This is a genomic window from Actinoplanes sp. NPDC000266 (genome assembly GCF_042899005.1).
GTDB lineage: Bacteria > Actinomycetota > Actinomycetes > Mycobacteriales > Micromonosporaceae > Actinoplanes.
Window position 1 is genome coordinate 793,673 of the sequence record NZ_JBIAZI010000003.1, and the last position, 21,257, is coordinate 814,929.

Annotated in this window: 15 protein-coding genes; 2 read left to right on the top strand and 13 right to left on the bottom strand. The window is 69.1% G+C overall.

Annotation, left to right across the window (positions count from 1 at the left end):
* Positions 1 to 232 precede the first annotated feature (232 nt).
* The 12 genes from ACFY36_RS15160 to ACFY36_RS15215 form a co-directional block, all read right to left on the bottom strand.
* Positions 233 to 682, bottom strand: coding sequence for a hypothetical protein (locus ACFY36_RS15160; protein ID WP_499746549.1), 450 nt, complete (start codon positions 680 to 682; stop codon positions 233 to 235).
* A complete protein-coding gene (locus ACFY36_RS15165; protein ID WP_499746550.1) occupies positions 679 to 972 on the bottom strand; it encodes a hypothetical protein in 294 nt (97 codons plus the stop codon). The genes ACFY36_RS15160 and ACFY36_RS15165 overlap by 4 nt, the downstream gene beginning before the upstream one ends.
* Before the next feature lie 64 nt (positions 973 to 1,036).
* Positions 1,037 to 7,162 (bottom strand): RHS repeat domain-containing protein, encoded by a 6,126-nt coding sequence (locus ACFY36_RS15170; RefSeq protein WP_499746551.1) that lies wholly within the window; start codon positions 7,160 to 7,162, stop codon positions 1,037 to 1,039.
* A 626-nt stretch (positions 7,163 to 7,788) separates the two neighbouring features.
* The gene (locus ACFY36_RS15175) at positions 7,789 to 9,273 is read right to left on the bottom strand and encodes a DUF1593 domain-containing protein (protein WP_499746552.1); all 1,485 of its coding nucleotides are present in this window, start codon (positions 9,271 to 9,273) and stop codon (positions 7,789 to 7,791) included.
* A gap of 2 nt (positions 9,274 to 9,275) precedes the next feature.
* Positions 9,276 to 10,262 (bottom strand): sugar phosphate isomerase/epimerase family protein, encoded by a 987-nt coding sequence (locus ACFY36_RS15180; protein ID WP_499746553.1) that lies wholly within the window; start codon positions 10,260 to 10,262, stop codon positions 9,276 to 9,278.
* Complete coding sequence (locus ACFY36_RS15185; RefSeq protein WP_499746554.1) at positions 10,259 to 11,611, bottom strand: FGGY family carbohydrate kinase; 1,353 nt, start codon at positions 11,609 to 11,611, stop codon at positions 10,259 to 10,261. Before ACFY36_RS15185 ends, ACFY36_RS15180 begins: the two co-directional genes overlap by 4 nt.
* Positions 11,604 to 12,545 (bottom strand): transketolase family protein, encoded by a 942-nt coding sequence (locus tag ACFY36_RS15190; RefSeq protein ID WP_499746555.1) that lies wholly within the window; start codon positions 12,543 to 12,545, stop codon positions 11,604 to 11,606. Before ACFY36_RS15190 ends, ACFY36_RS15185 begins: the two co-directional genes overlap by 8 nt.
* Positions 12,542 to 13,423, bottom strand: a complete 882-nt coding sequence (locus ACFY36_RS15195; protein WP_499746556.1) for a transketolase — start codon at positions 13,421 to 13,423, stop codon at positions 12,542 to 12,544. The genes ACFY36_RS15190 and ACFY36_RS15195 overlap by 4 nt, the downstream gene beginning before the upstream one ends.
* Before the next feature lie 23 nt (positions 13,424 to 13,446).
* Complete coding sequence (locus ACFY36_RS15200) at positions 13,447 to 14,424, bottom strand: D-ribose ABC transporter substrate-binding protein (protein ID WP_499746557.1); 978 nt, start codon at positions 14,422 to 14,424, stop codon at positions 13,447 to 13,449.
* Positions 14,425 to 14,607: 183 nt separating this feature from the next.
* Entirely contained in the window at positions 14,608 to 15,690 is a 1,083-nt protein-coding gene (locus tag ACFY36_RS15205) for an ABC transporter permease (RefSeq protein WP_499746558.1), read from the bottom strand.
* Complete coding sequence (locus ACFY36_RS15210) at positions 15,687 to 17,204, bottom strand: sugar ABC transporter ATP-binding protein (protein WP_499746559.1); 1,518 nt, start codon at positions 17,202 to 17,204, stop codon at positions 15,687 to 15,689. The genes ACFY36_RS15205 and ACFY36_RS15210 overlap by 4 nt, the downstream gene beginning before the upstream one ends.
* On the bottom strand, positions 17,204 to 17,845 hold the full coding sequence (locus tag ACFY36_RS15215) for a DUF2291 family protein (protein ID WP_499746560.1): 642 nt from the start codon (positions 17,843 to 17,845) through the stop codon (positions 17,204 to 17,206). Before ACFY36_RS15215 ends, ACFY36_RS15210 begins: the two co-directional genes overlap by 1 nt.
* 160 nt (positions 17,846 to 18,005) lie before the next feature.
* On the opposite strand from ACFY36_RS15215, the gene ACFY36_RS15220 reads away from it, so the two are divergent.
* Entirely contained in the window at positions 18,006 to 19,457 is a 1,452-nt protein-coding gene (locus ACFY36_RS15220; protein WP_499746561.1) for a DUF1593 domain-containing protein, read from the top strand.
* Positions 19,458 to 19,489: 32 nt separating this feature from the next.
* A complete protein-coding gene (locus ACFY36_RS15225) occupies positions 19,490 to 20,473 on the top strand; it encodes a sugar-binding transcriptional regulator (protein ID WP_499746562.1) in 984 nt (327 codons plus the stop codon).
* Here ACFY36_RS15225 and ACFY36_RS15230 read toward each other — a convergent pair.
* Positions 20,470 to 21,228: a nucleotidyltransferase domain-containing protein gene (locus ACFY36_RS15230; protein WP_499746563.1), complete on the bottom strand. Its 759-nt coding sequence runs from the start codon at positions 21,226 to 21,228 to the stop codon at positions 20,470 to 20,472. The genes ACFY36_RS15225 and ACFY36_RS15230 overlap by 4 nt on opposite strands.
* Positions 21,229 to 21,257: the final 29 nt, after the last annotated feature.

The following is a 21,257-nucleotide window of genomic DNA, read 5'->3' on the forward strand; positions in this document are numbered from 1 at the left end:
ATCACGTCGCGACCGGGCTCGGCGTGTTGCGGGCCGACCGGCTCGCCGCCGGCTTGCCGAAACAGGCGTGGCAGCGGCTCTCCGCCACGCCCTCATCGTCGACCCCGGCCGCCGCATGGCCGACGTCATCGCCTGGTCCATATTCAGACGCCGACACCAAGCCATCGCCAAGACCAGCCACTACGCCCGACAGGTACGCACGGAACACTAAAACGGATCTCCTGCTGGAGTACTAGCCTGGGTTGCAGATGAACGAGACATTCACGTAGTCCAGCTGCCCGGCCGTGAGATCTTGCATCTCCTGCGAACTCAGGCCCCTGGCGAGCTGCTCGTTCCCGCGTCGCAGCTTCTCGACCACCACGGCGCAGTCGCGATCCCCGGACCGAGCGGAGCCATTGAGGACCCACTGGAAGGGAATCTTGTCCGAGAACCCTCCGGGCGCCGGTCCGGCCGACCATCCGCTGACGGACACGGCGGTCTCGAGGTTCACGCCGGCCGGCCCCACGAAGGAGACCCGCGCCGTGTTCCCCTTCGTGTAGTCCGACGCCCGGCGGTAGCCGTCGACCTTCACCTCGTCCGCCAGGTCGCGGCTGGCCCTGACGTCCGGCGAACCACAGCCGGCCGCCAGGAGAAGCCCGGCCAGGACAACGGACCCGGCGGCCGTCCGACGTCGCAACGTCACGCGCATCCACAATCCCGCTCCGGTTCGTAGTACTCCTTGTAGAAGTCGATGTAGACCCGGGCCCGCGTCAGCTGAGTTTTGAAGATCTCGTTGTTCTTGCGGCTTTCGTCGCCCATGGGGTACTGCCCGGTCGCCACCTTGTTCATGTTGTCCACCCCGGCCCGGTAACCCATTCTGGCCAGCTCGGTCCGCGTGTAGTCCGAACGGTAGTTCTGCTCGTCGGGCAGTGCGTCGCCGAGGTCCTTGAGCCGGTAGGCCATGGCATCGATGTTCAGGATCTTGTCGGACACCAATTCTGTCCACTCGCGGCCGGCTAGCTCGGGGCGCGGTTCCCCCGAGTCGGGTGACACTGTTTTATTGAAGGTGTCCCGGTCGAAGTTCGCGGTGCCGATCGACGCGTCGTTCCCCTGGCCGGGGATTACGGGGTTGCCCGCCTGCATGGCCTGCATCACCCGGCAAGCCGTCCAGCCGGCGATCTCCGTGCAACGATGCGCCTCCATCATGTAGTTCGCCAGGAGGAAGTCCGGGTCCACGCCGGTCTTCTTGGCCATGTCCATGATGTGCGGCACGTACTGCTGGAAGTCGCCGCCGCCCGAGGCCGGCGGATCCCACGTCGGGCCGCCCCCGCCCCCCCGCGGGGATGGGATAGAAACCGGGGATCTTCTCCTTGGGCTTGACCGGGTTCGAACCGCCGCCGCCGTCTGTCTGGCAGCCGCCACAGCCGCCTGCGGGTTCTTTGGCGATCAGGCCGGACGGGTCGGAGCTGGTGATGGGGTTGTCGCCGGCGTAGGTGTAGCCGCCCAGCTGGGCCGGGTCGGTGGTCACCAGGAGCGGGTCGGGGCTGATGAATCGTCCCAGCGCCGGGTCGTACTTGCGGGCACCGGTGTCGGTGTAGCCGGTGTCGAGGTTTTTCGGGGCTCCCAGATAGCCGCGGGTCAGGTCGGGCCAGCCGGTGGTGTTGGCGGTTGCCCGGTCCTCGCCGTACGGCTTGAACTGCTGGCGGGAGATGGCCTGGGTGGTGGTGTCCATGGACAGCGTGGCGCTGTCGTGGGTGTCGCTGATCATGTAGTGGGTGCCGCCGCCCGGCAGGGTGGAACGGATGGCCACCGCGCCGCCGGCACCGCCGTGGCTGTACGTGCGGACCGCGCCCAATGTGACCGCTGGGCTCACGGCTGTGTTGATGACGACCTCGGTGTCGCCGGCGAACAGGCTGGTGCGGCCGGGATCCCGGCGGATCAGCTGCTTGCCGTCGGCGTCGTAGAGGTACTTCGTCGTGCCCGTGCTCGTCGTGACCTCGGCCAGACGGCCCTCGTCGTCCCACTTCAGCGTCTGGTTCTTGCCGCTCGTCGCCGTGCGGCTGAGCATGTTGCCGGCCACGTCGTAGACGAAGGTCGTCGGGTCGGCGTTCAGGCTCGTGGCGGTCAGCGTGTGCGGCTGGGTGCCGGTGCGGTTGCAGTTCGCGGAACAGCCGAGCGTGTACTTGGTGGTGACGTCGCTCGTGCCGCTGCCGGTGGCGTGATCCACCAGCTGGTTGCGGCTGCCGATCGCGTCGTAGGTGAACGACTGCCAGTACGAGCCGGCGCCGGTCGCCACCGCGCCCGCCGCGGGCTTCAGCACCGACTCGGCCGGGCACGCACCGAACGCGGTCCACGCGTCGGCGAGGCGGGCCAGGCTGTCGTACCGGTAGCACTGCGTGTCGGTGACGGTGTTGCCGTTCTCGGACTGCTTGTTCACCACCGACAACGGGTTGCCGGCGTCGTCGTAGCTGTAGTTGGTCTCGTCCACCAGCGGGCCGATCCCCTGCACCCGGGAGACCTGCCGGCCGGCGCGGCGCAGCGTGTATTCGTCGTAGCTGTAGAGGATCTCGGCCTGGTTGCTGGACGAGCCCAGCGTGACCTTGCTGGGCTGGCCGAAGTCGGTGTAAATGGTGCCCGCGATGTAGGACCCGATGCCGGTGGTCTTGGTCGGCGCGCCGAGCAGGTTGTGGCTGTAGTTGATCGTCTCTTCGGGAAGTCCGCCGACGGCCGGGTCGGTCTGCTGTGCGAGGAGCTCGTTGTTCGAGGTGTAGGCGAACGATGTCGTGTGCGACACCGGAAGCGGCTTCTCCGCCGTCGGCAAGGTGATGGTCTGACCCAGCGGGTTGCCCAGCGTCGAATAACCGGTGACCGCCACGGTGTAGCCGCCGACAACGTCGGGCACGTTGCGGGTCGACGAGGTGAGCTTGCCAATCCGAAGGGTGTCGTAGGTCCAGGATGCGAACTTGAAGCCGGTGCTCTTCTTCGTGGCGGTGAGTTTGCGGCCGAGCAGGTCGTAGGTGAATGTCGTCTGGAGGCCGCGGGCATCCTGAGAAAGGGTCACGTTGCCGGCGTCGTCGTAGGTCATGCCGCTCGCGCCGGTGTCCGGGTCGACCGTCTTTGTTCGACGGCCGAGCAGGTCGTACGTGTAGGTCCACACGGAGTTGTCAGGACCGGTAATGGTGGCCTGCTGACCGGAGGGGGTGTAGCCGTAGGTGATGCTGTTGGCCGTGCCGCCGCTGGCGGTGAAGCCGCCGGTCAGGCTGCCGGACATCGCCGGCGCGGTGGTGTGCTGCTGGAGTTCGGTGAGCTGGCCGCGGGCATTGGCGATATTGGTCGTGGCGATGCCGCCGGTGGGCGGGATCGTGGTGACCTTGTCGCCGGTGTAGGCGTTGCGGGTGTGCCAGGTCTCGACGCCGTTGTGCTCGGCCGTGACCTGCGTGGCACGGCCCAGGCCGTCGTGGTCGGTGACCGTGGTCGACGGGATCGACACCTGCGACAGGCGGTCGGAGATCAGGGTGTCGGACGGGCTGCCCGAGACGGCGTAGGCGTTGTTGGTCAGCACCGTCCAGCCGTGCGAGTCGTACTGGGTGTCGGAGACGACCGTGCTGCCGTTCTCACCGGTCGTCTGCGATTCCAGCGGGCGCAGCAGCGCGTCGTACAGGACCTTGTTGACCGTGTACGTCGGCGCGGCACCCGCCTGGTCGCTGTCGTTCAGCGTCCGGGTCGTCACGACGCTCGGCGCCGTCGAACGCACCGCGTACTGATAGGTCATGTTGGCCGGGGCTCCGGCCGCCTCGTTCTTGTTCGGCAGCCAGACGCTGGTGATGCGGCCGAGCGCGTCGAAGTCGGCAGTGGTCAGGGCGCCGGCCACGTCGGTCTCGCCGATCGCGAGTTGCCGGGCCGCGGCCAGGCTTTTCGAGGAGACCTGGCAGTCCTTGCTCGACACGGTGACCGCCGAGCAGTCGACCCCGGAGGTGACCTGGACGACGGTCGTCACCGCGGTCGGCAGCACGCCGGTGTCCGGCGAGTAGCGGGTGTACGTCTTCTGGGCCAGCCCGGTCGAGTTGGGCGTCCGGGTCACGGTCCGGGCCCGGCCGTGGACGTCGTAGGTGGTGGCGGTGCCGTCCAGCCACTTGCTGACCGTCGCCCCGGAGGCGGTGGCCGCCGTCTGCATCAAGGTGGGGTTGCCGGCCGTGGGCTTCTGCGGGCTGGCCTGCCCATCGCCGATATAGGAGAAGGTCTTGCTGTCGTACGACGTACGGGCGCCCGAGATCAGCGTCCCCGACGGCGTCGCACCGGCGGCCGAGCAGTCCTGCGTGGTGGTGATGACCTCAGCCGGCAGGACGAACGGGGCCGTGCCGCCACCGACCAGCGAGACCGCGCCCTCGACGTAGCGGGTGAACGCGCAGCGGGTGACGTTGCCGGCCGCGCCGACCTCGCCCCGGTCGTCGTTCTGCACCGGCATGCCCGTCGTGCTCTGACCCAGCGTCGTGTTGTAGAACGTACGGGTCTCGTTCGTACGCCAGCCGTACGACACTTTCTGCCGGGCGAACGACTGAGCGGTCACCACCATGTTCGCCTCGAGCGCGGGCAGACCGGTGCGGGCCCGGGACGCGGTCGGGCCGATGACCTTCGGAACGGTGATCGTCGTCGCGTTCGGCGCGCCGTTGAGGTAGTTCACCGTCTCGAAGACCTGACCGGCGAACTCCGGCGAGTCCGCGACCGTCACCGAGCCGTCGGTGCTGGTCCACGACCTGGCCGGACGGGTCTTGTTGCCCGGCAGGATGTCCTCGTTCATCCCCAGGAAGTAGAAGGACTTGGACAGCGTCTTCTGGTCGTAGACCTGGTTCTTGTTGGTGTAGTGGAAGACGGAGGTGTCACCGGTGGTGACGTCGACTTCGGGGTAGCCGCGGAACTGGCCCCAGGTCCGGTTCTCCTTCTTCACCACCTCGTTGTCGTCGTAGCGCCAGCCCGGGTCGCCCTTGTAGGCGTACTCGGTGACGGTCTTCGGCTGACTGCCGTCCTGATAGTGGTTGTAGTTGTCGATCGTGGTGATCCGGGTGACCGGATGCGTGTAGAACCAGTCGATCAACGCGCGCGGCTGAGCCTCGGGCATCCAGTAGACGGGGAAACAGCCGGTCTTGTTCGTCGACGCGTACGCCTGCGCCGCCGTGTCGTCGTCGTTGAGATCGCTGGCGGGCACGCCGGCGCAGTTCGGCGTCGAGTAGTCGACGATCGTTTCCGCGCCGGACTCGGACACGACGGTGCCGATCCGGTTGAACCACATCGCCTCCAGGCCCGGCAGGGTGCCGACCCGGTTGCGCAGCTGCCTCGGGTAGAAGGTGACGGTGCCGCCGTCGGCGTCGGCCGTGGCTCCGCCGAGCCGGTCCAGACCGGTGTGCTTGACCGACTCCAGCCACAGGGTCGGCGCCTCATCGCCGTTGGCCGGGAACGTCTGGTTCAGGTCGTACTGGTCGACCGGCTTCAGCGCGCCGCCGACCAGCGCGTAGGTGACGATCCGCTTAGTACGCTGACGCGACCAGAAGGTGGGCGCGTGATTGGTGCAGTCCTTGCCGCTGGAGCAGTTCAGGTCGACCGGAGTGTCCGGCCAGTACTCGGGATGGGCGACCGTGAACTGGCTGTTGTCGCAGGTGTTGCCGGCCGGCACCCCGTCGAGGCAGCGCTCGTCGTTGGTGAAGCTGATCCGCGCTGGCGGGTTCGCCACGTACGGCGTGCCGCGGAAGCCATAGTCGATGCGCTTGAGAGAGCCGCCACGGACATACTCCACGGCGGTGTCTTTCATGTTGGCGCCGTAGTAGCCCAGCTCCTGGTTGTAGTAGTACGCCACCGCGTTCCCGTTGCGGTCGACGACGTAGTCAAGGCCGAACCGGTAGCCCAGCTTGCACGCCGTCGCCGCGAAATCACCGTCCGGGCAAGCCGACACCGCGGAGTGTGCCTTGTAGACCGGCACCGTACGGACCGACTTGGTCTCCTCGGCCCCGTCGGTCCAGCCCGGCAGGCGGTTGAGGCCGAAGTAGTACTGCACGCCGTTCTCGACGACCCGGAAGTACTCGCTGTTCTTGGAGCCGTTGGTCGCGCCGGTCAGGTTCTCGATCTTCGTGGTCGAGGCATCGTCGGCGGGCCGGAAGGTCTTCGTCGCGTCGTCGTAGACGATCGCGGTCGACTTGCCGTTGAGCGACAGCGTCAGAATCTGCCCGCCCCAGCACAGGTCACCCGAGTTGTCCGGCGCGCCCGAGCCGTCGACGTCATCGCACGCCTTGTAGGTGCGCTCGACGAAGCTGTCCGGCAACGACCACCCGTCGCCGACCGCCGAGGACTGGTTATTGGTGCCCGACGTCCGAGCGTCGAGACCGCTGGAGCTGTAGGAAAGACCCAGAGACGGCGCCCCGCCGCCGGGAGCGGCCGGAACGACGATCGGGTAGCTGTAGGTGAAAGCGCCGGTGTTGCCGCTGGTCGCCCAGGAGCCACCGGGCGAGAGGTCGGTCGCCTTGTAGTCACCGGTCGCGCCGGAATCAGCCGCCGCGGCGGCCAGGACCATCGATCCGGAAGCCACTGTCGCCGACAGCTCGCCGGCCTTCGTCGCCGGCAGCGGCGTCTGTGTGCGGCACTGCTCAAGCTGAGGCGTCGTCAGCGCGCAGGAAGGCAGCTGGACCAACCGCAGGCGGGACGCGTAGTTGCCGCCGTATGCATTGCGGAACGTTGACGGGTCGACGGTCACCTCGACCGGGCCCGCCGCGTCGCGCAAGGTGAACAGCACTCCGTTGACGCCGGCCGCCTGCGCCGCCTTCTGGTCGGCGGTGGTGACCCGCACCTGGGTGGCCGCGGCGCTGCTCACCGATACCGGGGACGAACCCGCGCGGACCTTCGAACGGCCGGTCAGCTTGACCGTGGTGTCCTGGACGGCGGGCAGGGCCGCGTTCTTCGAAGCGTCGAACTTCGCGTAGGTCTTCTTCGGGATGTCGCGCCGCTGGACCTTGCTCTTGCCCAGCTCGACCCGCTCGATCTTCTGCGGCTCGGGGAAGTCCGGCTTCTTCGGGTCCGCGGCCGCCGCAACCGGCGTCAAACCGATCAGGGCCGGGCCCGTCACCGCGACCAGGCCCAGCACGGCCAGGCGGCGCCATCGCGTCACCAGTCCTGGGGCCCATTTGTTTCTGGGCAGCATCCAGCGTCCTCCCCGTGTTTCCACGCCAAGGCATGGGCGAACACCGCGGCGCGGAGCGGCGCAGCGGTTGATGATCGAGCCCCAGGGCGATCAGAGTACGAAACGGGGAGACGCCGGTCTATATCGATGATCTTTTTCACAAACATCGACGACGGCCACACATGACATTGACTAAAGCCCGTAGTAACAGACCGTTGGAGACGAGCACGGACCCCACGTTCTGGACCAGGAACACAAAGATGGCGAGCAGCGACATGCAGTCACACGGAGTGCCGAACCGCCAGGGCGGGTTCCGAGGGGTACCGGGCCACACACCAGCGAGGCTCGCTTGTGGAGCAGCCCCGAGACCCATCGCGTTCACGCGCCCCGTGAGATTACCGATCCTGAGTTCCCCCCGTTTCGTCGGAGCGGTGGTTACCTGCTTCCGGTCGGGGCCGGGGTGAGGTTATCTGGCTCGGTCTGGGCGTGCCAGGCTGCCCCTGGGACAAGCAGCGGGTGCTGCATTTCTTACGTCGACTCGCAGAGCAACTCGCGGGCCGAGATCGAGTCGCGCCTGCCGCAGTGGCGGGAAGGCCGCGCGTCGGTTGACGCGCGGCCCGATCCGGTCTGTGAACGGGTCGGTCACCTCACCCGGCGACCACCCTGATGGTCACCCGGTCGTAGCGGGACAGTGGGTGCTCGCCGTTGTCGGTGGCCTCGGCGATGACCGAGATGGTCTGGCCGGGCCTGGCGTCGGGCGGCACCTTGACCGTCGCCCGGTTGCCGTGGGGGGTCACCGTGACCGGGCCCGGATAGGTGCCCTCCTCGCGGTACTGCCACCAGCGCACGGACACGCGGTCGCGGTCCGGGTCGGAGGTGCGGGCGGACAGCGTGACCGAAGCGCCCGGCCGGGCGCGGAGCGCATCGTCGGCGGCGCGCACGGAAGGAGCGTGGTTGCCATTGCGGTACGACGGCGTCAGCGTCCACTTCATGCGGGCGGCGAAGTCGTTCTGGGCGGCCGCGGCCCAGCGGAGCGTGGTCAGGTTCGCGACGTCGGCGCCGGAGGCGTCCTTCTCCGTCGGCGCCAGCTTCCACAGGTTGGGTGAGGTGGAGATCTGGGTGACCCGGCCGCCCCAGCCCAGCAACGGGTTGAAGGCGACGTTGTCCCCTTCGGACAGGAAGTCGTACGGCTCCAAGGGTTTGCACCAGCCGTTCGGCGCCTCCGCGGGGAGGCCGAAGATGTCCAGCGGGTCGCCCGGCATCGCCTGCCCGTCGAGCCAGGAGCGGTACAACGACCCGTACGGCCCGATCTGGATGTTGGCCTTCGTCCACGCCCCGGTGAAGTAGACGCGGTCGGCCGGCAGCCCGCGCACGTTGCCGGCGCCGCCCCAGTTGCAGTTGTAACCCCACGTGGCGTACCCGGCGGAAAGCTCTTCGACGCGCAGCGCGGGCCACTTCAGCGCGATGTAGTTCGCGTAGGTCTCATCCTGGAAGCCGCTGGCAAGGATGACGGCCTTGGCCGAGACGGCGGCCTGCACCCGCTTCCACTGCGGCGTCTGCGAATAGCGGTCCTCAATGGACTTCAGGGCGCGGGCGATGGTCGAGGTGCCGCCCCACGCTTGCAGATGGAGGGGCCGCGGGTCCTTGTCGAGCAGCAGATCGCGGATCAGGTTCGAGCCGGGCGTGTCCGCGGACATCTCGCCCTCGAAGTCGATGTTGCCGACTCGGACGAGGGAGCGCAGCTTGGCAGGCGACGGATAGTCCGGGTCGTGGCGTTTCAAATTCCCATAGACCTTGGCGTACGCCGGCAGGACCTGATCCTGGATGGTCCGGGTTCCCGTCCAGCGCCACGACGTCTGCGGGGTGGTGTATTCGCGGTCGGGCAGGAAGAACTCGGTGCCCTGGCCGTCGCCGGCCCAGTGGAATTTGCTGCTGGAGTAGATGATGCCTTGCGTGTCGAGGTCGTTGGTGTAGAGCAGATAGCGGATCAGCGAGGCGAGGTCGTCCTGCTCCATGTCGGTGGTGACGACCGTGCGCGGTTTCGCCGGGGAGGAGGCGGGGTGCGCGGACGCGGGCGCCGCGATGATCAGCGACGCGGCGACGGCGCAGGCGGCCAGCAGGCGCAGGCGCATGGCTACTCCTTGACCTCGCCGAAGAGGGCGTTCTGGACCAGGCGCTGGGCGGCCATGGCGTCCTGGCGTTCCTGCGCCTCGGCCAGGGCGGCCGTGTCGAGGCGGTCGAGTGCGCGGTAGATGCGCTTGAGGATGCCGATGGAGGTGCGGGCGGCGTCGACCGAGTCCTCGCGGAACGGGAACTGGTCGAGCTGCCAGACGCCGTCCCAGTTGTTCTTGCGCAGGGTGTGGAAGAACTCGAAGATCTCGGTCAGGTGCACCGTGCCGACGACCAGGTCGTCGTCCCAGCCGCGCAGGTTGTCGTTGACGTCCATGCCGTAGAGGCGGCCGTGGTCGATGATGAGCTGGGCCGCGTCGGCCGGCGACTCACCGCCGTAGAGGCTGTGGCCGAAGTCGAGCAGGATGCCCACGTTGTCCAGGCCGATCTCCTGGATGCCCAGCAGCGAACGGGCGGCCGAGTCCCAGGTCATCTTCACGCGGGGCTCGCGTGGTTTGTACTCGATGGCGAACTTGAGGTCGGGGTGGGCGCCGGCCAGCTCGCGCATGCCGTCGACGGCGAGCTTCCACAGGGTGCGGTGGTCGACCTGGAACGGGTAGTCCCAGCCGTCCTGGCCCGGCCAGATCTTCACGTAGTCGGCGCCCAGCTCGCGCACGATCCCGGCCGCCTCGTGCATGAGGTCGAGCGCGGCCTTGCGGACGGCCGGGTCGGGGTTGGTGAAAGAACCGCGGCTGAACCGGCGCACGTAGATCTCCGGGGTGATGCCGATGGCGGTCAGGTTCTGCGCGGCGAGGGCGTCCTTGACCTCGGACAGGCCGACACCGGGGGTGAAGGGGTAGTTGAGGTCGACGACCGACAGGTCTTCGACCTGTCCGGCCAGCTCGATCGCCTCGAGGGTGGTGCGCGACGGGCCGTAGCCGTCGGTGGCGTAACGGTCGACGTAGGTGGCGAAGTGCCACAGTCCGGCGCCGAAGCGGGGGTACTCGGTCATCGGGACTCCTTGCGGGACAGGGCGCGGCGCACGGCGTCACGCCAGGCGGAACGGGCGTCCGCGGCATCAACAGAGGGGGTGAACTCGTCGTAGGTGACGGCCGGGGTCAGGCCGCCGGCCAGGAAGGCAACACCAAGAGCGGAGAGAGTTGCGGTACGGGCACGGCGTACCACCAGGCCGGTCAGGTCGGCCTGGATCTGCATGAGGGTGTCGTTGCCCGAGGCGCCACCGTCGGCCAGGACGCGGGCGGCGCCGCCCATGGCGTCGACGACGTCGGCCACCTGGTGGGCGATGGACTCGACGGCGGCCCGAGCGAGCTGCGGCGGGCGGGTGCCGAGGGTGAGGCCGCTGATCAGGCCGACCGCGGCGTCGTCCCACCAGGGCGCGGCCAACCCGCCGAAGCCGGGCACGAGGAGGACGCCGTCGCTCGACGCCGTCGCGGCCATCTGGCCGATCTGCTCCGGGGAGAGACCGAGGAATGACGCGAGCCACGCGACCGTGGCCCCGGATGAGCGGATGTTGCCCTCGGCGGCGAGCCGATCGTTCCAGGCCACCGTCAGGCCGACCCCGGCGGCTTCGCCCAGGCGCATCACCGACGAGCCGGTCCCGTAGGTGACCTTCACACCGCCCTCGGCCGCGGCGCCGTGCGCGTAGAGGGCGGCGTGCGAGTCGCCGAGGACCGCCCTGATGGGGAGCCCTTCGAGGACTCCCCCGCGCTCGCCGATGCGGCCCAGGTCCCCGTTCGACGGCGTGACGGTGGGCAGCGCGGACGCCGGGATCTCGAACAGATCCAGCAGTTCGGAACTCCATTGCCGGGAGCGCACGTCCAGCAGCTGGGTGCGCGACGCGTTGCCCACCTCGATCTGGTGGGCGCCCGTCAAGGCGTACAGAAGCCAGGAATCCACCGTGCCCACCAGAGCGCCCGGATGACCGTCGAGCAGCCACCGGAACTTCGCGGCACTGAACATCGGGTCGAGCGGCAGGCCGCTGATCGCCCGGATGCGGGCCTCGTCACCGCGCAGCTTGTCGCAGACGCTCACCGCCCGCTGGTCCTGCCAGCCCAGCACCGGGCCGAGCGGCTCACCCGAACGCCGGTCCCAGATCACCGCCGACTCACGCTGGCTGCTGAGGCCGACCGCGGTGACGCGCTCGCCCCGCAGACAGCCGGCCGCCGCGGTCAGGACGCTGTCGAGGATCTCCCCGGCGTCCTGCTCGACCCAGCCGGGCCGGGGATAGCGGATCGGCACCTCCGCGCTCGCCTCACGGATGACCACGCCGCGGCCGTCGACCAGGAGGCACTTCGTCGACGAGGTGCCCTGGTCGACGGCGAGGACGAGCTCTTCAGGCATGGGCCAGCTCGACGGCCGCCCGGCGGATGTCGCCCGCCGTCAGCCCGAAGTGTTCGAGCAGGAACGCCGTGGTGCCGGTGGGCGCGAACTCGCGGTGCACGCCGAGCATCCGCATCGGCACCGGGGCCGGCTCGGTGACCACCACGGCGGCCACCGCGGCGCCCAGCCCACCGGTCGTGGTGGCCTCCTCGGCGGTGACGATCGCCCGGGTCTCGCGCATGGCCCGCCGGATCGCCTCCTCGTCGAGCGGCGCGATCGTCGACATGTTCAGCACCCGCACCGACACCCCTTCCGCCTCGGCCTCCTCGGCCGCGGCCAGGGCGCGGGAGACCATCGTGCCGGTCGCCACCACCGTCACGTCGCCGCCGTCGCGCAGGAGCCCGGCGGTCCCGAACTCGAACGAGTCGGTCACCGCGGGCACCTTGAACCGCCCGATCCGCAGGAAGACCGGTGTGGCGGCGGCCGCGGCCCAGCGTACGGCCGATCTTGTCTCGGACGGATCGGCCGGAACGACGATGCCCAGCCCGGCGATCGCCCGCAGCCAGGACAGGTCCTCGATCGAGTGGTGGGTCGGGCCGAGTTCGCCGTACGCCATGCCGGGGCTCATGCCGCACAGGACCACAGGCGATTGGCTGTACGCCACGTCAGCCTTGATCTGCTCCAGAGCCCGCCCGGTCAGGAACGGCGACGCGCCGCACACGAACGGCACATAGCCGCTGAGCGCGAGCCCGGCGCCGACACCGACCATGTCCTGCTCGGCGATGCCGACGTTGATGAGCCGGTCGGGGAACTCCTTCTGGAACCCGACGAGGTTGCTGGAACCCACCGAGTCGTTGCAGACCGCCACGATCCGCTCGTCCTCGCGGGCGAGCTCGATCAGCGTCTCGGCGAAGGCGACCCGGCAGTCGAACACTTCCTGGGCCGGCGCGGTCATCGGGCCAGCTCCACGGTCGCGGCCTCGATCTGCGCGGCGCTGGGCACCTTGTGATGCCACTCGACGCGGTCCTCCATGAAGGAAACGCCTCTTCCCTTGGTCGTGGTGGCGATGACGCACAGCGGGCGCTCGCCGCGCGGGGCGGTGAAGGCCTCCAGCAGGGCCAGGTGGTCGTGCCCGTCGACCTCCACCACGTCCCACCCGAACGCTCTGAACTTGTCGTCCAGCGGGTCCAGGGTGTTGGTGTCCTCGGTGCGGGCGCCCTGCTGGAGGCGGTTGCGGTCGACGACCGCGGTGAGGTTGGCCAGGCGGCGGTGCCCGGCCGTCATCGCGGCCTCCCAGTTGCTGCCCTCCTGCAGCTCGCCGTCGCCCAGCACCACGTAGACGTGCCGGGACGAGGCGGCGAGCCGGGCCGCCACGGCCATGCCGACCGAGACCGGCAGGCCGTGGCCGAGCGGGCCGGTGTTGGTCTCCACCCCGGGCACCTTGACCCGGTTGGGGTGGCCGTTGAGGGCCGAGAGCGGGCCGGCGAACGTGTCCAGCTCGGCGGCCGGGAAGAACCCGGCCGCCGCCAGCGTGGCGTACAAGGCGCCGGCCGTGTGGCCCTTGCTCAGCACGAACCGGTCGCGGTCGGCCCACTCCGGCTTCTCCGGATCGACCCGCAGGACGGCGAAGAACAGCGTGGTCAGGATGTCGAGGACGGACATGTCGCCGCCCACGTGCCCCAGGCCGGCCCGGCCGATCATCTGGAGGTCGGTGGTGCGGGACTGGTTGGCCCGCTGCCGCAGCATCTCACGGCGACGCTGCGGTGCGGCGCCGGCGAAATCCTGCCGGAATCGATGCCAGGCGGCGGCGGCCGTAGGGTCGGCGACCAGCATGGGTGTCCTCTCGTTTCTGTGTTTCAGGCGACTGCGAAGTTGGTGACCGACTTCGCGTTGTCGGCGTTCACCAGGACGCAGTCGATCGACTGCTTCTCGGGCTGGCTGGCCTTGCCGGTCTTGATGTATTCGTCGGCCTGGGTCACGGCCATCTCGGCGATCTTGCTGGCCGGCTGGAGCACGGTGGCCTTGATGCCGTCCTTGAGGATCGAGTTGACGACGTCGGGGCTGCCGTCGAAGCCGACGACGACGATGTCCTTCTTGGCGGCCTGCACGGCGGCCCAGGCGCCGAGGGCCATGGTGTCGTTGCCGGCGATGATGCCCTTGATGTTCGGGTGGGCCTGAAGGATCGTCTGGGTCTTCTGGAGCGCCTCGGCCTGGTCCCAGTTGGCGGTCTGCTGGGCGACCATCTTCAGGTCCGGGTACTGGTCGAGGATGCCGTGGTAGCCCTGCGAGCGGACGCCGGCGTTGGTGTCGGTGGGCTTGCCGGTGAGCTCGGCGTACTCGCCCTTGTTGCCCATCAGCTTGGCGAACTCCTGGCCGCCGAGGCCGGCGCCCTGAGCGTTGTTGGAGACGATCTGGGCGACCGCGACACCGGTCTTGTTGATCTCACGGTCGATCAGGAAGGTCGGGATGTTGGCGTCCTTGGCCCGCTGGATGGCGGTGACCGAGGCGTCGGCGCCGGCGTTGTCGAGGATGATCGCGGCGGCCTTGCGGGAGATCGCGGTGTCGATCTCCTGGCTCTGCTTGGTCGGGTCGTCGTCGTGGCTGAGCACGAGGGTCTCGTAGCCGAGCTTCTTGGCCTGGGCGTCGGCGGCGTCCTGCTCGGCCTTGAAGAAGACGTTGTCCGGCGACGGCGTGATGATGACGATCAGCTTGGACGCGGCGGGCGTGCTGCCGGACGACGAGCTGTCGTCACTGTCGCCGTCCCCGCCGCCACAGGCGGCCAGGGCAAGAACGGCGGCGACGCCGATCGGCAGTATCAGTTTCCGGAATTTCATCTTTTTTCCTCTCGAAAGGGAGGCGCGGGCGGGAGGTGCTGGGCGGCGCGGGCGGGACGCGGGGTAAGGCGCGGGTGGGCGGTGCTAGGCGGCGCGGGCGGGACGCGGGGTGAGGCGCGGGTGGGACGCGGGTGGGACGCGGGGTGAGGCGTGGGCGGGACGAGGGGCAGCGCGGGAAGGGCGTCAGGCGGTTCGTTTGCTCAAGGAGGACTGGAGGCGTTGCTGGGCCTGCTCGGTGACCACGGCGAAGACGATGACGGCGCCCTTCACCACTGACTGCCAGAAAGTGGAGACGCCGATCAGGACCAGGCCGTCGCTGAGGAAGCCGATGACGAAGGCGCCCATGACGGTGCCGACGATGGTTCCGCGGCCGCCGGCCAAGGCGGTGCCGCCCAGCACGGCGGCGGCGATCGCGTTCAGCTCGTACGTGGTGGCGGTGTCGGGGTAGGCCGCGCCGAGCTCCGAGGTCAGGAGCAGGCCGGCCAGGGCGGCGCAGGCGCCGGAGATGACGTACACGGCGATCTTGATGCGGTTGACCCTGATGCCGGAGAGGACGGCCGCTCGCTCGTTGCCGCCGACGGCGTAGACGCGGCGGCCGAACGGGGTCTTCGTGGTGACGATGATGGCCGCGGCGGCGACCACGATCATGATCCAGACGGCGACCGGGATGCCGAGCCAGCTGTCCACGCCGATGATGTGGAAGCCCTGGTTGCCCCGAGCCGGTGAGCCGGCCAGGTCGGGGAAGGTGCCGCCGTCGCTGATCAGCTGGGCCACGCCGCGGGCGACGTAGAGCATGCCCAGGGTGGCGATGAACGGCGCCACCCGGAACCGGGTGACCAGCACGCCGTTCACCGCGCCGACCAGCGCGCCGACCACGATGCCGATCAGGATGACCACCGCGACCGAGAAGAACAGGTGGCCGCCGGGCACGGCGAGGCCGGTGAACAGCAGCCCGCCGCAGACCATGCTGGCCAGGCCGGCGATCGAGCCCACCGACAGGTCGATGCCGCCGGTCAGGATGACGAAGGTGACGCCGATGGCCAGGATCGCGTTGATGGCCACGTGCTTGGTCATCAGGATCAGGTTGCTCTGCGTCAGGTACTCCGACGAGATGGTGCTGAAGATGATGACCAGGACGACCAGGACCACGAGGGTACGGCCGCGCAGCAGCCACAGTGCGGCCTTGGCCAAGGCACGGTTGCCCTCGGGGGTCGGCTCGGGCGGCGCCGCCGGGCTCTTCGGCGGGGCCACGTGGGTGTCGGTCATGAACGAGCCTCCAGGACGCTGTCGGATGCGGAAGCCGCCACCAGGGCTTCTTCGGTGACCTCGGCCGCGCTGAACTGGGCGGTGACGCGGCCCTGGGCCATCACCAGCGCCCGGTCGGCCATGGCGATGACCTCGGCCAGCTCCGAGGAGATGAACAGGACGCCGAAGCCCCGCACGGCCAGGTCGGCCATGAGCGCGGCGATCTGGGCCTTGGCGCCGACGTCGACGCCGCGGGTGGGCTCGTCGAGCAGCAGCACGACCGGTTCGGTCAGCAGCGCCCGGGCCAGCACGACCTTCTGCTGGTTGCCGCCGCTGAGCGAGGTGACCAGCGCGGCCAGGCCGGGGATCTTGATGGCGAGCTCGCCGACCTTGCTCTTGGCCGTGCGCTGCTCGGCGCCTCCGTCGAGCAGTCCGCCCCGGGTCATCCGGCCGACCGTGGCCAGCAGGATGTTGTCGCGCACGGACATGGTCTGCACCAGGCCGTCGCGCTGACGGTCCTCGGGCACGAGCGCGAGCCCGGCCGCGATCCGGGCCTGGACGGTGCCCTTGGTCTCGGCCTTGCCCTTGACCAGGATCTCGCCCGAGGCCGCCTTGCGCATGCCCATCAGGGTCTCGACGAGCTCGGTGCGGCCCGCGCCCATCAGGCCGTAGAGGCCGACGACCTCACCGGCGCGCACGGTCAGCGACACGTCGTCGACGAGTGGGCGGGCCGGGCCGGGCACGGTCAGGTGACGTACCTCCAGGAGAATGTCGCCGACCGGCGAGCTGTTGCGGACGTAGAGCGAGTCGGGGTCGCGGCCGACCATCTCGCGCACGATCCAGCCGGTGTCGGTGCGCGCCATCGACTCGTGCGCGACGAGGCGGCCGTCGCGGAATACGGTGACCCAGTCGCCGATGCGGCGGAACTCGTCGAGCTTGTGCGAGATGTAGATGACCGTGACGTCGTCCTCGCGCAGGTCGGCCATCACCTCGAACAGGACGTCGACCTCGTGGTTGGACAGCGCGCTCGTCGGCTCGTCCATGATGAGCACCCGGACGTCCTCGAGCAGCGCCCGGCCGATCTCGACGAGCTGCTGCTGTCCGATAGGCAAGTCACCCACCGTCGTGGCCGGGCTGAGATGGCCCTGGCCGAGGCGAGCGAGCACCTCCGCGGCACGTCTGTTCTGTGCGGCGGCGTCGACGAAGCGCTTACCCCTTCGCAGTTCCCGGCCGGCGAACATGTTCTCGGCGATCGACAGGTTCGGAAACAGGCTGAGTTCCTGGTGGATGATGCCGATCCCGCGCGCCTGGGCGTCGCGCGGGCTGCCCAGGCGCACCGGCTCACCGTCGAGCAGGATCTCGCCCGAGGTCGGCTGCTCCGAGCCGGAGAGGATCTTCATGAGCGTCGACTTGCCGGCGCCGTTCTCCCCCACCAGGACGTTGACCTTGCCCCGGTACGCGGTGAAGGTGACGTCCTTCAGCGCGCGCACCCCGCCGTAGTTCTTGCTGATGTGGTGGGCCTCGAGGATCTCCATCAGCCCACCTGGAGCTCGGTCGGCACCAGGAAGACGCCGGCGCCGGGCAGCGCCGAGAAGGCGCCGTGGAAGGTGACCTTCTTGCCTTCGGCGAGATCGGCCTTGGCGGTCACGTCGGTCTTGACCCGGTCGTTGATCTGGTTGGCGACGTTGGCGTACTCGATCTGGTTGGTGAAGTCGCCGAACGAGATGAAGCCGACGGCGTCGCGGATGGCGGTGCCGGCGATGACCGGGCCGGTGGCGATGGTGACGGTCAGCGGCTTGGCGCCGGCGCGCGGCACCTCGACGGTGACCGGGCCGGTGGGCACCGATTTATCGACCTTCGTGATCGTGCCGGACCCCTTGACCATGTACGCGAACGGGCTGCCGGTGCCGGCCTGATGGCCGTACTGCTTGCCGGCCGCCTCGGGATCCTTCTCGATCGCGGCCGCCACCGTGGTGACGTCGACGGCCTTCTCCTGCACGGCCGGCACGATCTTCTGCGACCAGTTGCCGTCCACGAAGGACTTGGCGTCGGCCGCCTTCTCGCCGGTCGCGGCCTGACCGTCCTTCTCGTAGACGAAGACTCCGGGCACCTTGGAGCAGGCGGCGAGCGCGGCCACGAGCAGCAGGGCGGCCGCCCAGCGGGGGAACACCTTCATGCTGAATATCCATTCATGGGCGATTGGCCATGCGTTCACTGTGAACGCTGGATGTCGCGGATGTCAATGGGCCGGTGCTCTTGACTCCTCGGTCACCGCCTCATTACGGTGCGATCGCGGTACCGATGCACTTATGAATTTCTATTCATCAGGAGTGCGCATGAGAGTCCGTCTGCTGATCGCCGCGGCGCTGGCCGTGGCCCTGCCCTTCGCCGGCGCGACACCGGCGCAGGCCCACGATCACGGCTCCGCCAAGCCGCGGATCATCGTTTCGCAGGACGGCGAGGTGGACGACATGGACTCGTTCATCCGGTTCCTGTACTACGCCAACGAGTTCGACATCGAGGGCATCGTCTATTCGAGCTCGCGCTACCACTGGGCCGGCGACGGGGCGACCGTCGCGCCGTACCGATGGACCGGCACGGCCTGGGTCAACGAATACATCGACCTGTACGCCAAGCTCTATCCGAACCTGCGGCGGCACGCGCCCGGATATCCGACGCCGGCCGCCCTGCGGTCGCTGTACAAAATCGGAAACGTCTCCAACGTCAGCGAGATGGAGCGGGTCACCGACGGATCCCGGCTCATCGAGAAGGTGATCCTGGACGACGAGCCCGGGCCGCTCTACATCCAGTCGTGGGGCGGACTGAACACGACGGCGCGGGCGCTGAAGTCCATCCAGGAGCGGTATCAGGGCTCGCCGCGCTGGCCTTCACTGCAACGGAAGATCAGCCAGAAGGTGGTCATCTACAACATCCTCAACCAGGACGCGACGCTCGACGGCTACATCAAGCCGAACTGGCCCGGCCTGAAGATCGTCGACAACCAGAGCCAGTTCTGGAGCTTCGCCTATCTGTGGACGCGGCAGGTGCCGGCCTCGCTGCAGTACGCGCTGAAGGCCCCGTACATGGAGGAGAACTTCCTGACCGGGCACGGCAAGCTGCTCGAGCGGTACCGGACCTACCGCGATGGCAAGCCGACGCCGGGCGACGACGAGAACAACCGCTGGCGGCCTGATCAGAATCTGACGTACGCCGTGCACGACTTCATCTCCGAGGGCGACTCCCCCTCGTTCCTCTATCTGCTCGACTTCAACGGTCTGCGCTCGTCGGAGGATCCGGCCTACGGCGGCTGGGGCGGCCGGTTCGCCCCGAACGCCACGGGCTGGATCGACACCGCCGACGTCAACCCGGCGACCGGGGCGGCCGATCGGGCCTATCCGCAGACCCGCTGGGTGGCCGATCTGCAGAACGACTTCGCGGCCCGGGCCGACTGGGGCGTGACGCCGCGCTACCGCGAGGCCAACCACAACCCGAGAGCTTCGGTCCGCGAGGGCCTCTCCGTCGCCGCGAAGCCCGGCCGCAAGGTCACTTTGCACGGACGGGGATCGGATCCGGACGGCGACCGGCTCGCGTACCGGTGGTGGCAGTACACCGACGCCGACACCTACCCGGGAACGGTGACACTCGACAACTCGAACAAGTCGGTCACGTCGTTCACGGTGCCGGCCGACGCCGCTCCCGGACAGACCATTCACCTGATCCTCGAGGTGACCGACGATGGGTCGCCTGCCCTGAAGCACTACCAGAGGGTCATCCTGACGGTGCGTTAACCGCCCCCGAGTGAATGGATATTCTGCTCCGCATGGAAGCGAACGCGCTGGACGAGATCGCCACCGACCAGATCCGGCTGCTCACCAAGGTGGCCCGCATGTACCACGAACGTGGCATGCGGCAGCCGCAGATCGCCCAGCAGCTGCACATCTCCCAGCCGCGGGTCAGCCGGCTCCTCAAACGGGCCGTCGAGCTCGGCATCGTCCGCACCACGGTGATCGCGCCGCGGGGGGTCTACGCCGAGCTCGAGGAGCAGATCGAGCAGGCGTACGGCCTCACCGAGGTCATCGTGGCCGACACCGACGACCAGGACGGCGAACCCGAGATCATGCGGGCGCTGGGCGCGGCCGCCGCCGTCTATCTGGAGACGACCCTGATGGGCGGCGAGCGCATCGGGGTCTCCTCCTGGAGCTCGACGATCCTGGCCACGGTCGAGGCCATGCACCCGCGCCCGACCAAGGTGGCCGACCAGGTGGTGCAGATGCTCGGCGGGGTCGGGAACGTGACGGCGCAGACCCAGGCGACCCGGATCACGGGCCGCCTGGCCGCGCTGACCGGCGCCCAGGCCGTCTATCTGCAGGCGCCGGGCCTGCTGGCCTCGGCCGACATGCGGCAGATGTTCGTCACCGACCCCAACATCGAGCCGGTGCTGAAGGCGTGCGACGACCTGACCATGGCCCTGGTCGGCATCGGCAGCATCGAGCCGTCGCCGCTGCTGCGCGAGAGCGGCAACGCGGTGGCCGAGGGCGAGCTGCCGGCGCTGCGCACCGCGGGCGCGGTCGGCGACGTCTGCATCCGTTTCTTCGACTCCAACGGCGAGCACATCGACTCCGACCTGGACGACCGGGTGCTGGGCATCGGCGCCGGCACGCTGCGCGCGGTCCCCCGCCGCGTCGCCGTGGCCGGCGGCGCCCGCAAGAGCACGGCGATCAGGGCCGCCCTGCGCGGCCGCTGGGTCAACGTCCTGATCACCGACCTCCAGGTGGCCCGCAGCCTGGTCTCGCCGCTGGGCTAGAACCGGCGCCGCGCGTCCTCGATGATCGCGGAGACCGACAGGCCGGCGGCCTCGAGGTCGGCCCGGGTGAACTGCTCGGGCTCGCCGGCACGCCAGCGGACGGCCTTGGCGGCCACGTCGCCGAACGAGGGGAAGAGCTTGGCGAGATAGTCACCGGCGGCGGACTTGGAGATGATGTCGCCGTACGCCAGCGTGTAGTGCAGGCGGGCGGGACCGAGCACGTGGAAGGTCACGATCTCCGGGTCGAGGACCTCGTCGGTGATCGCGGGCAGGGCCTCCGCGATCTGCGCGGCCTGGTGGTGCCAGAAACCGCCCAGGTTGCCGAGCAGATAGCGGCGCAGGTTGTCGTGGTCGACGCGGACGTCCGGGGCCGGGCCGCGAACCGCGATGCCGTACTTCTTCAGGATCAGCCAGACGACGGGTGTGAGCTCGCCGCACGGCCGGTCGGCGGCCAGGGTGCCGCTGACGGCGAACGGGACCGGCCGCTGGTCGTCCGGCCACGCCGGGGCCAGCTCGGGTGACAGGTAGACGCCGTCGAAGAAGGGCCGGCCCATCTCGGTGTGGATCTCGGCCAGCGTGGCCAGGTCGTCCAGGGAGGCCGGGCGGGACGTCAGGATGACCGTGTCGACGTCGCTGACGCCCGGCTGCCAGGCGCCGATCGCGGCCGAGCCGACAAGATGCAGCCCGGTGACGAAGCCGGGCAGCCGGTCGTCGGCGAGCGCGAGATATCGATGGGCGACGTCTTCGGCGATCATGCGCGGGACCGTACCAACGGCCCGCCAGG

Excerpts from the sequence above, each read along its gene's own strand:
- ACFY36_RS15200 (WP_499746557.1), bottom strand. The coding sequence starts at position 14,424 with ATGAAATTCCGGAAACTGATACTGCCGATCGGCGTCGCCGCCGTTCTT.
- ACFY36_RS15215 (WP_499746560.1), bottom strand. The coding sequence starts at position 17,845 with ATGAAGGTGTTCCCCCGCTGGGCGGCCGCCCTGCTGCTCGTGGCCGCG.
- ACFY36_RS15220 (WP_499746561.1), top strand. The coding sequence starts at position 18,006 with ATGAGAGTCCGTCTGCTGATCGCCGCGGCGCTGGCCGTGGCCCTGCCC.
- ACFY36_RS15205 (WP_499746558.1), bottom strand. The coding sequence starts at position 15,690 with ATGACCGACACCCACGTGGCCCCGCCGAAGAGCCCGGCGGCGCCGCCC.
- ACFY36_RS15190 (WP_499746555.1), bottom strand. The coding sequence starts at position 12,545 with ATGACCGCGCCGGCCCAGGAAGTGTTCGACTGCCGGGTCGCCTTCGCC.
- ACFY36_RS15195 (WP_499746556.1), bottom strand. The coding sequence starts at position 13,423 with ATGCTGGTCGCCGACCCTACGGCCGCCGCCGCCTGGCATCGATTCCGG.
- ACFY36_RS15185 (WP_499746554.1), bottom strand. The coding sequence starts at position 11,611 with ATGCCTGAAGAGCTCGTCCTCGCCGTCGACCAGGGCACCTCGTCGACG.
- ACFY36_RS15225 (WP_499746562.1), top strand. The coding sequence starts at position 19,490 with ATGGAAGCGAACGCGCTGGACGAGATCGCCACCGACCAGATCCGGCTG.
- ACFY36_RS15230 (WP_499746563.1), bottom strand. The coding sequence starts at position 21,228 with ATGATCGCCGAAGACGTCGCCCATCGATATCTCGCGCTCGCCGACGAC.
- ACFY36_RS15180 (WP_499746553.1), bottom strand. The coding sequence starts at position 10,262 with ATGACCGAGTACCCCCGCTTCGGCGCCGGACTGTGGCACTTCGCCACC.
- ACFY36_RS15210 (WP_499746559.1), bottom strand. The coding sequence starts at position 17,204 with ATGGAGATCCTCGAGGCCCACCACATCAGCAAGAACTACGGCGGGGTG.
- ACFY36_RS15175 (WP_499746552.1), bottom strand. The coding sequence starts at position 9,273 with ATGCGCCTGCGCCTGCTGGCCGCCTGCGCCGTCGCCGCGTCGCTGATC.
- ACFY36_RS15170 (WP_499746551.1), bottom strand. The coding sequence starts at position 7,162 with ATGCTGCCCAGAAACAAATGGGCCCCAGGACTGGTGACGCGATGGCGC.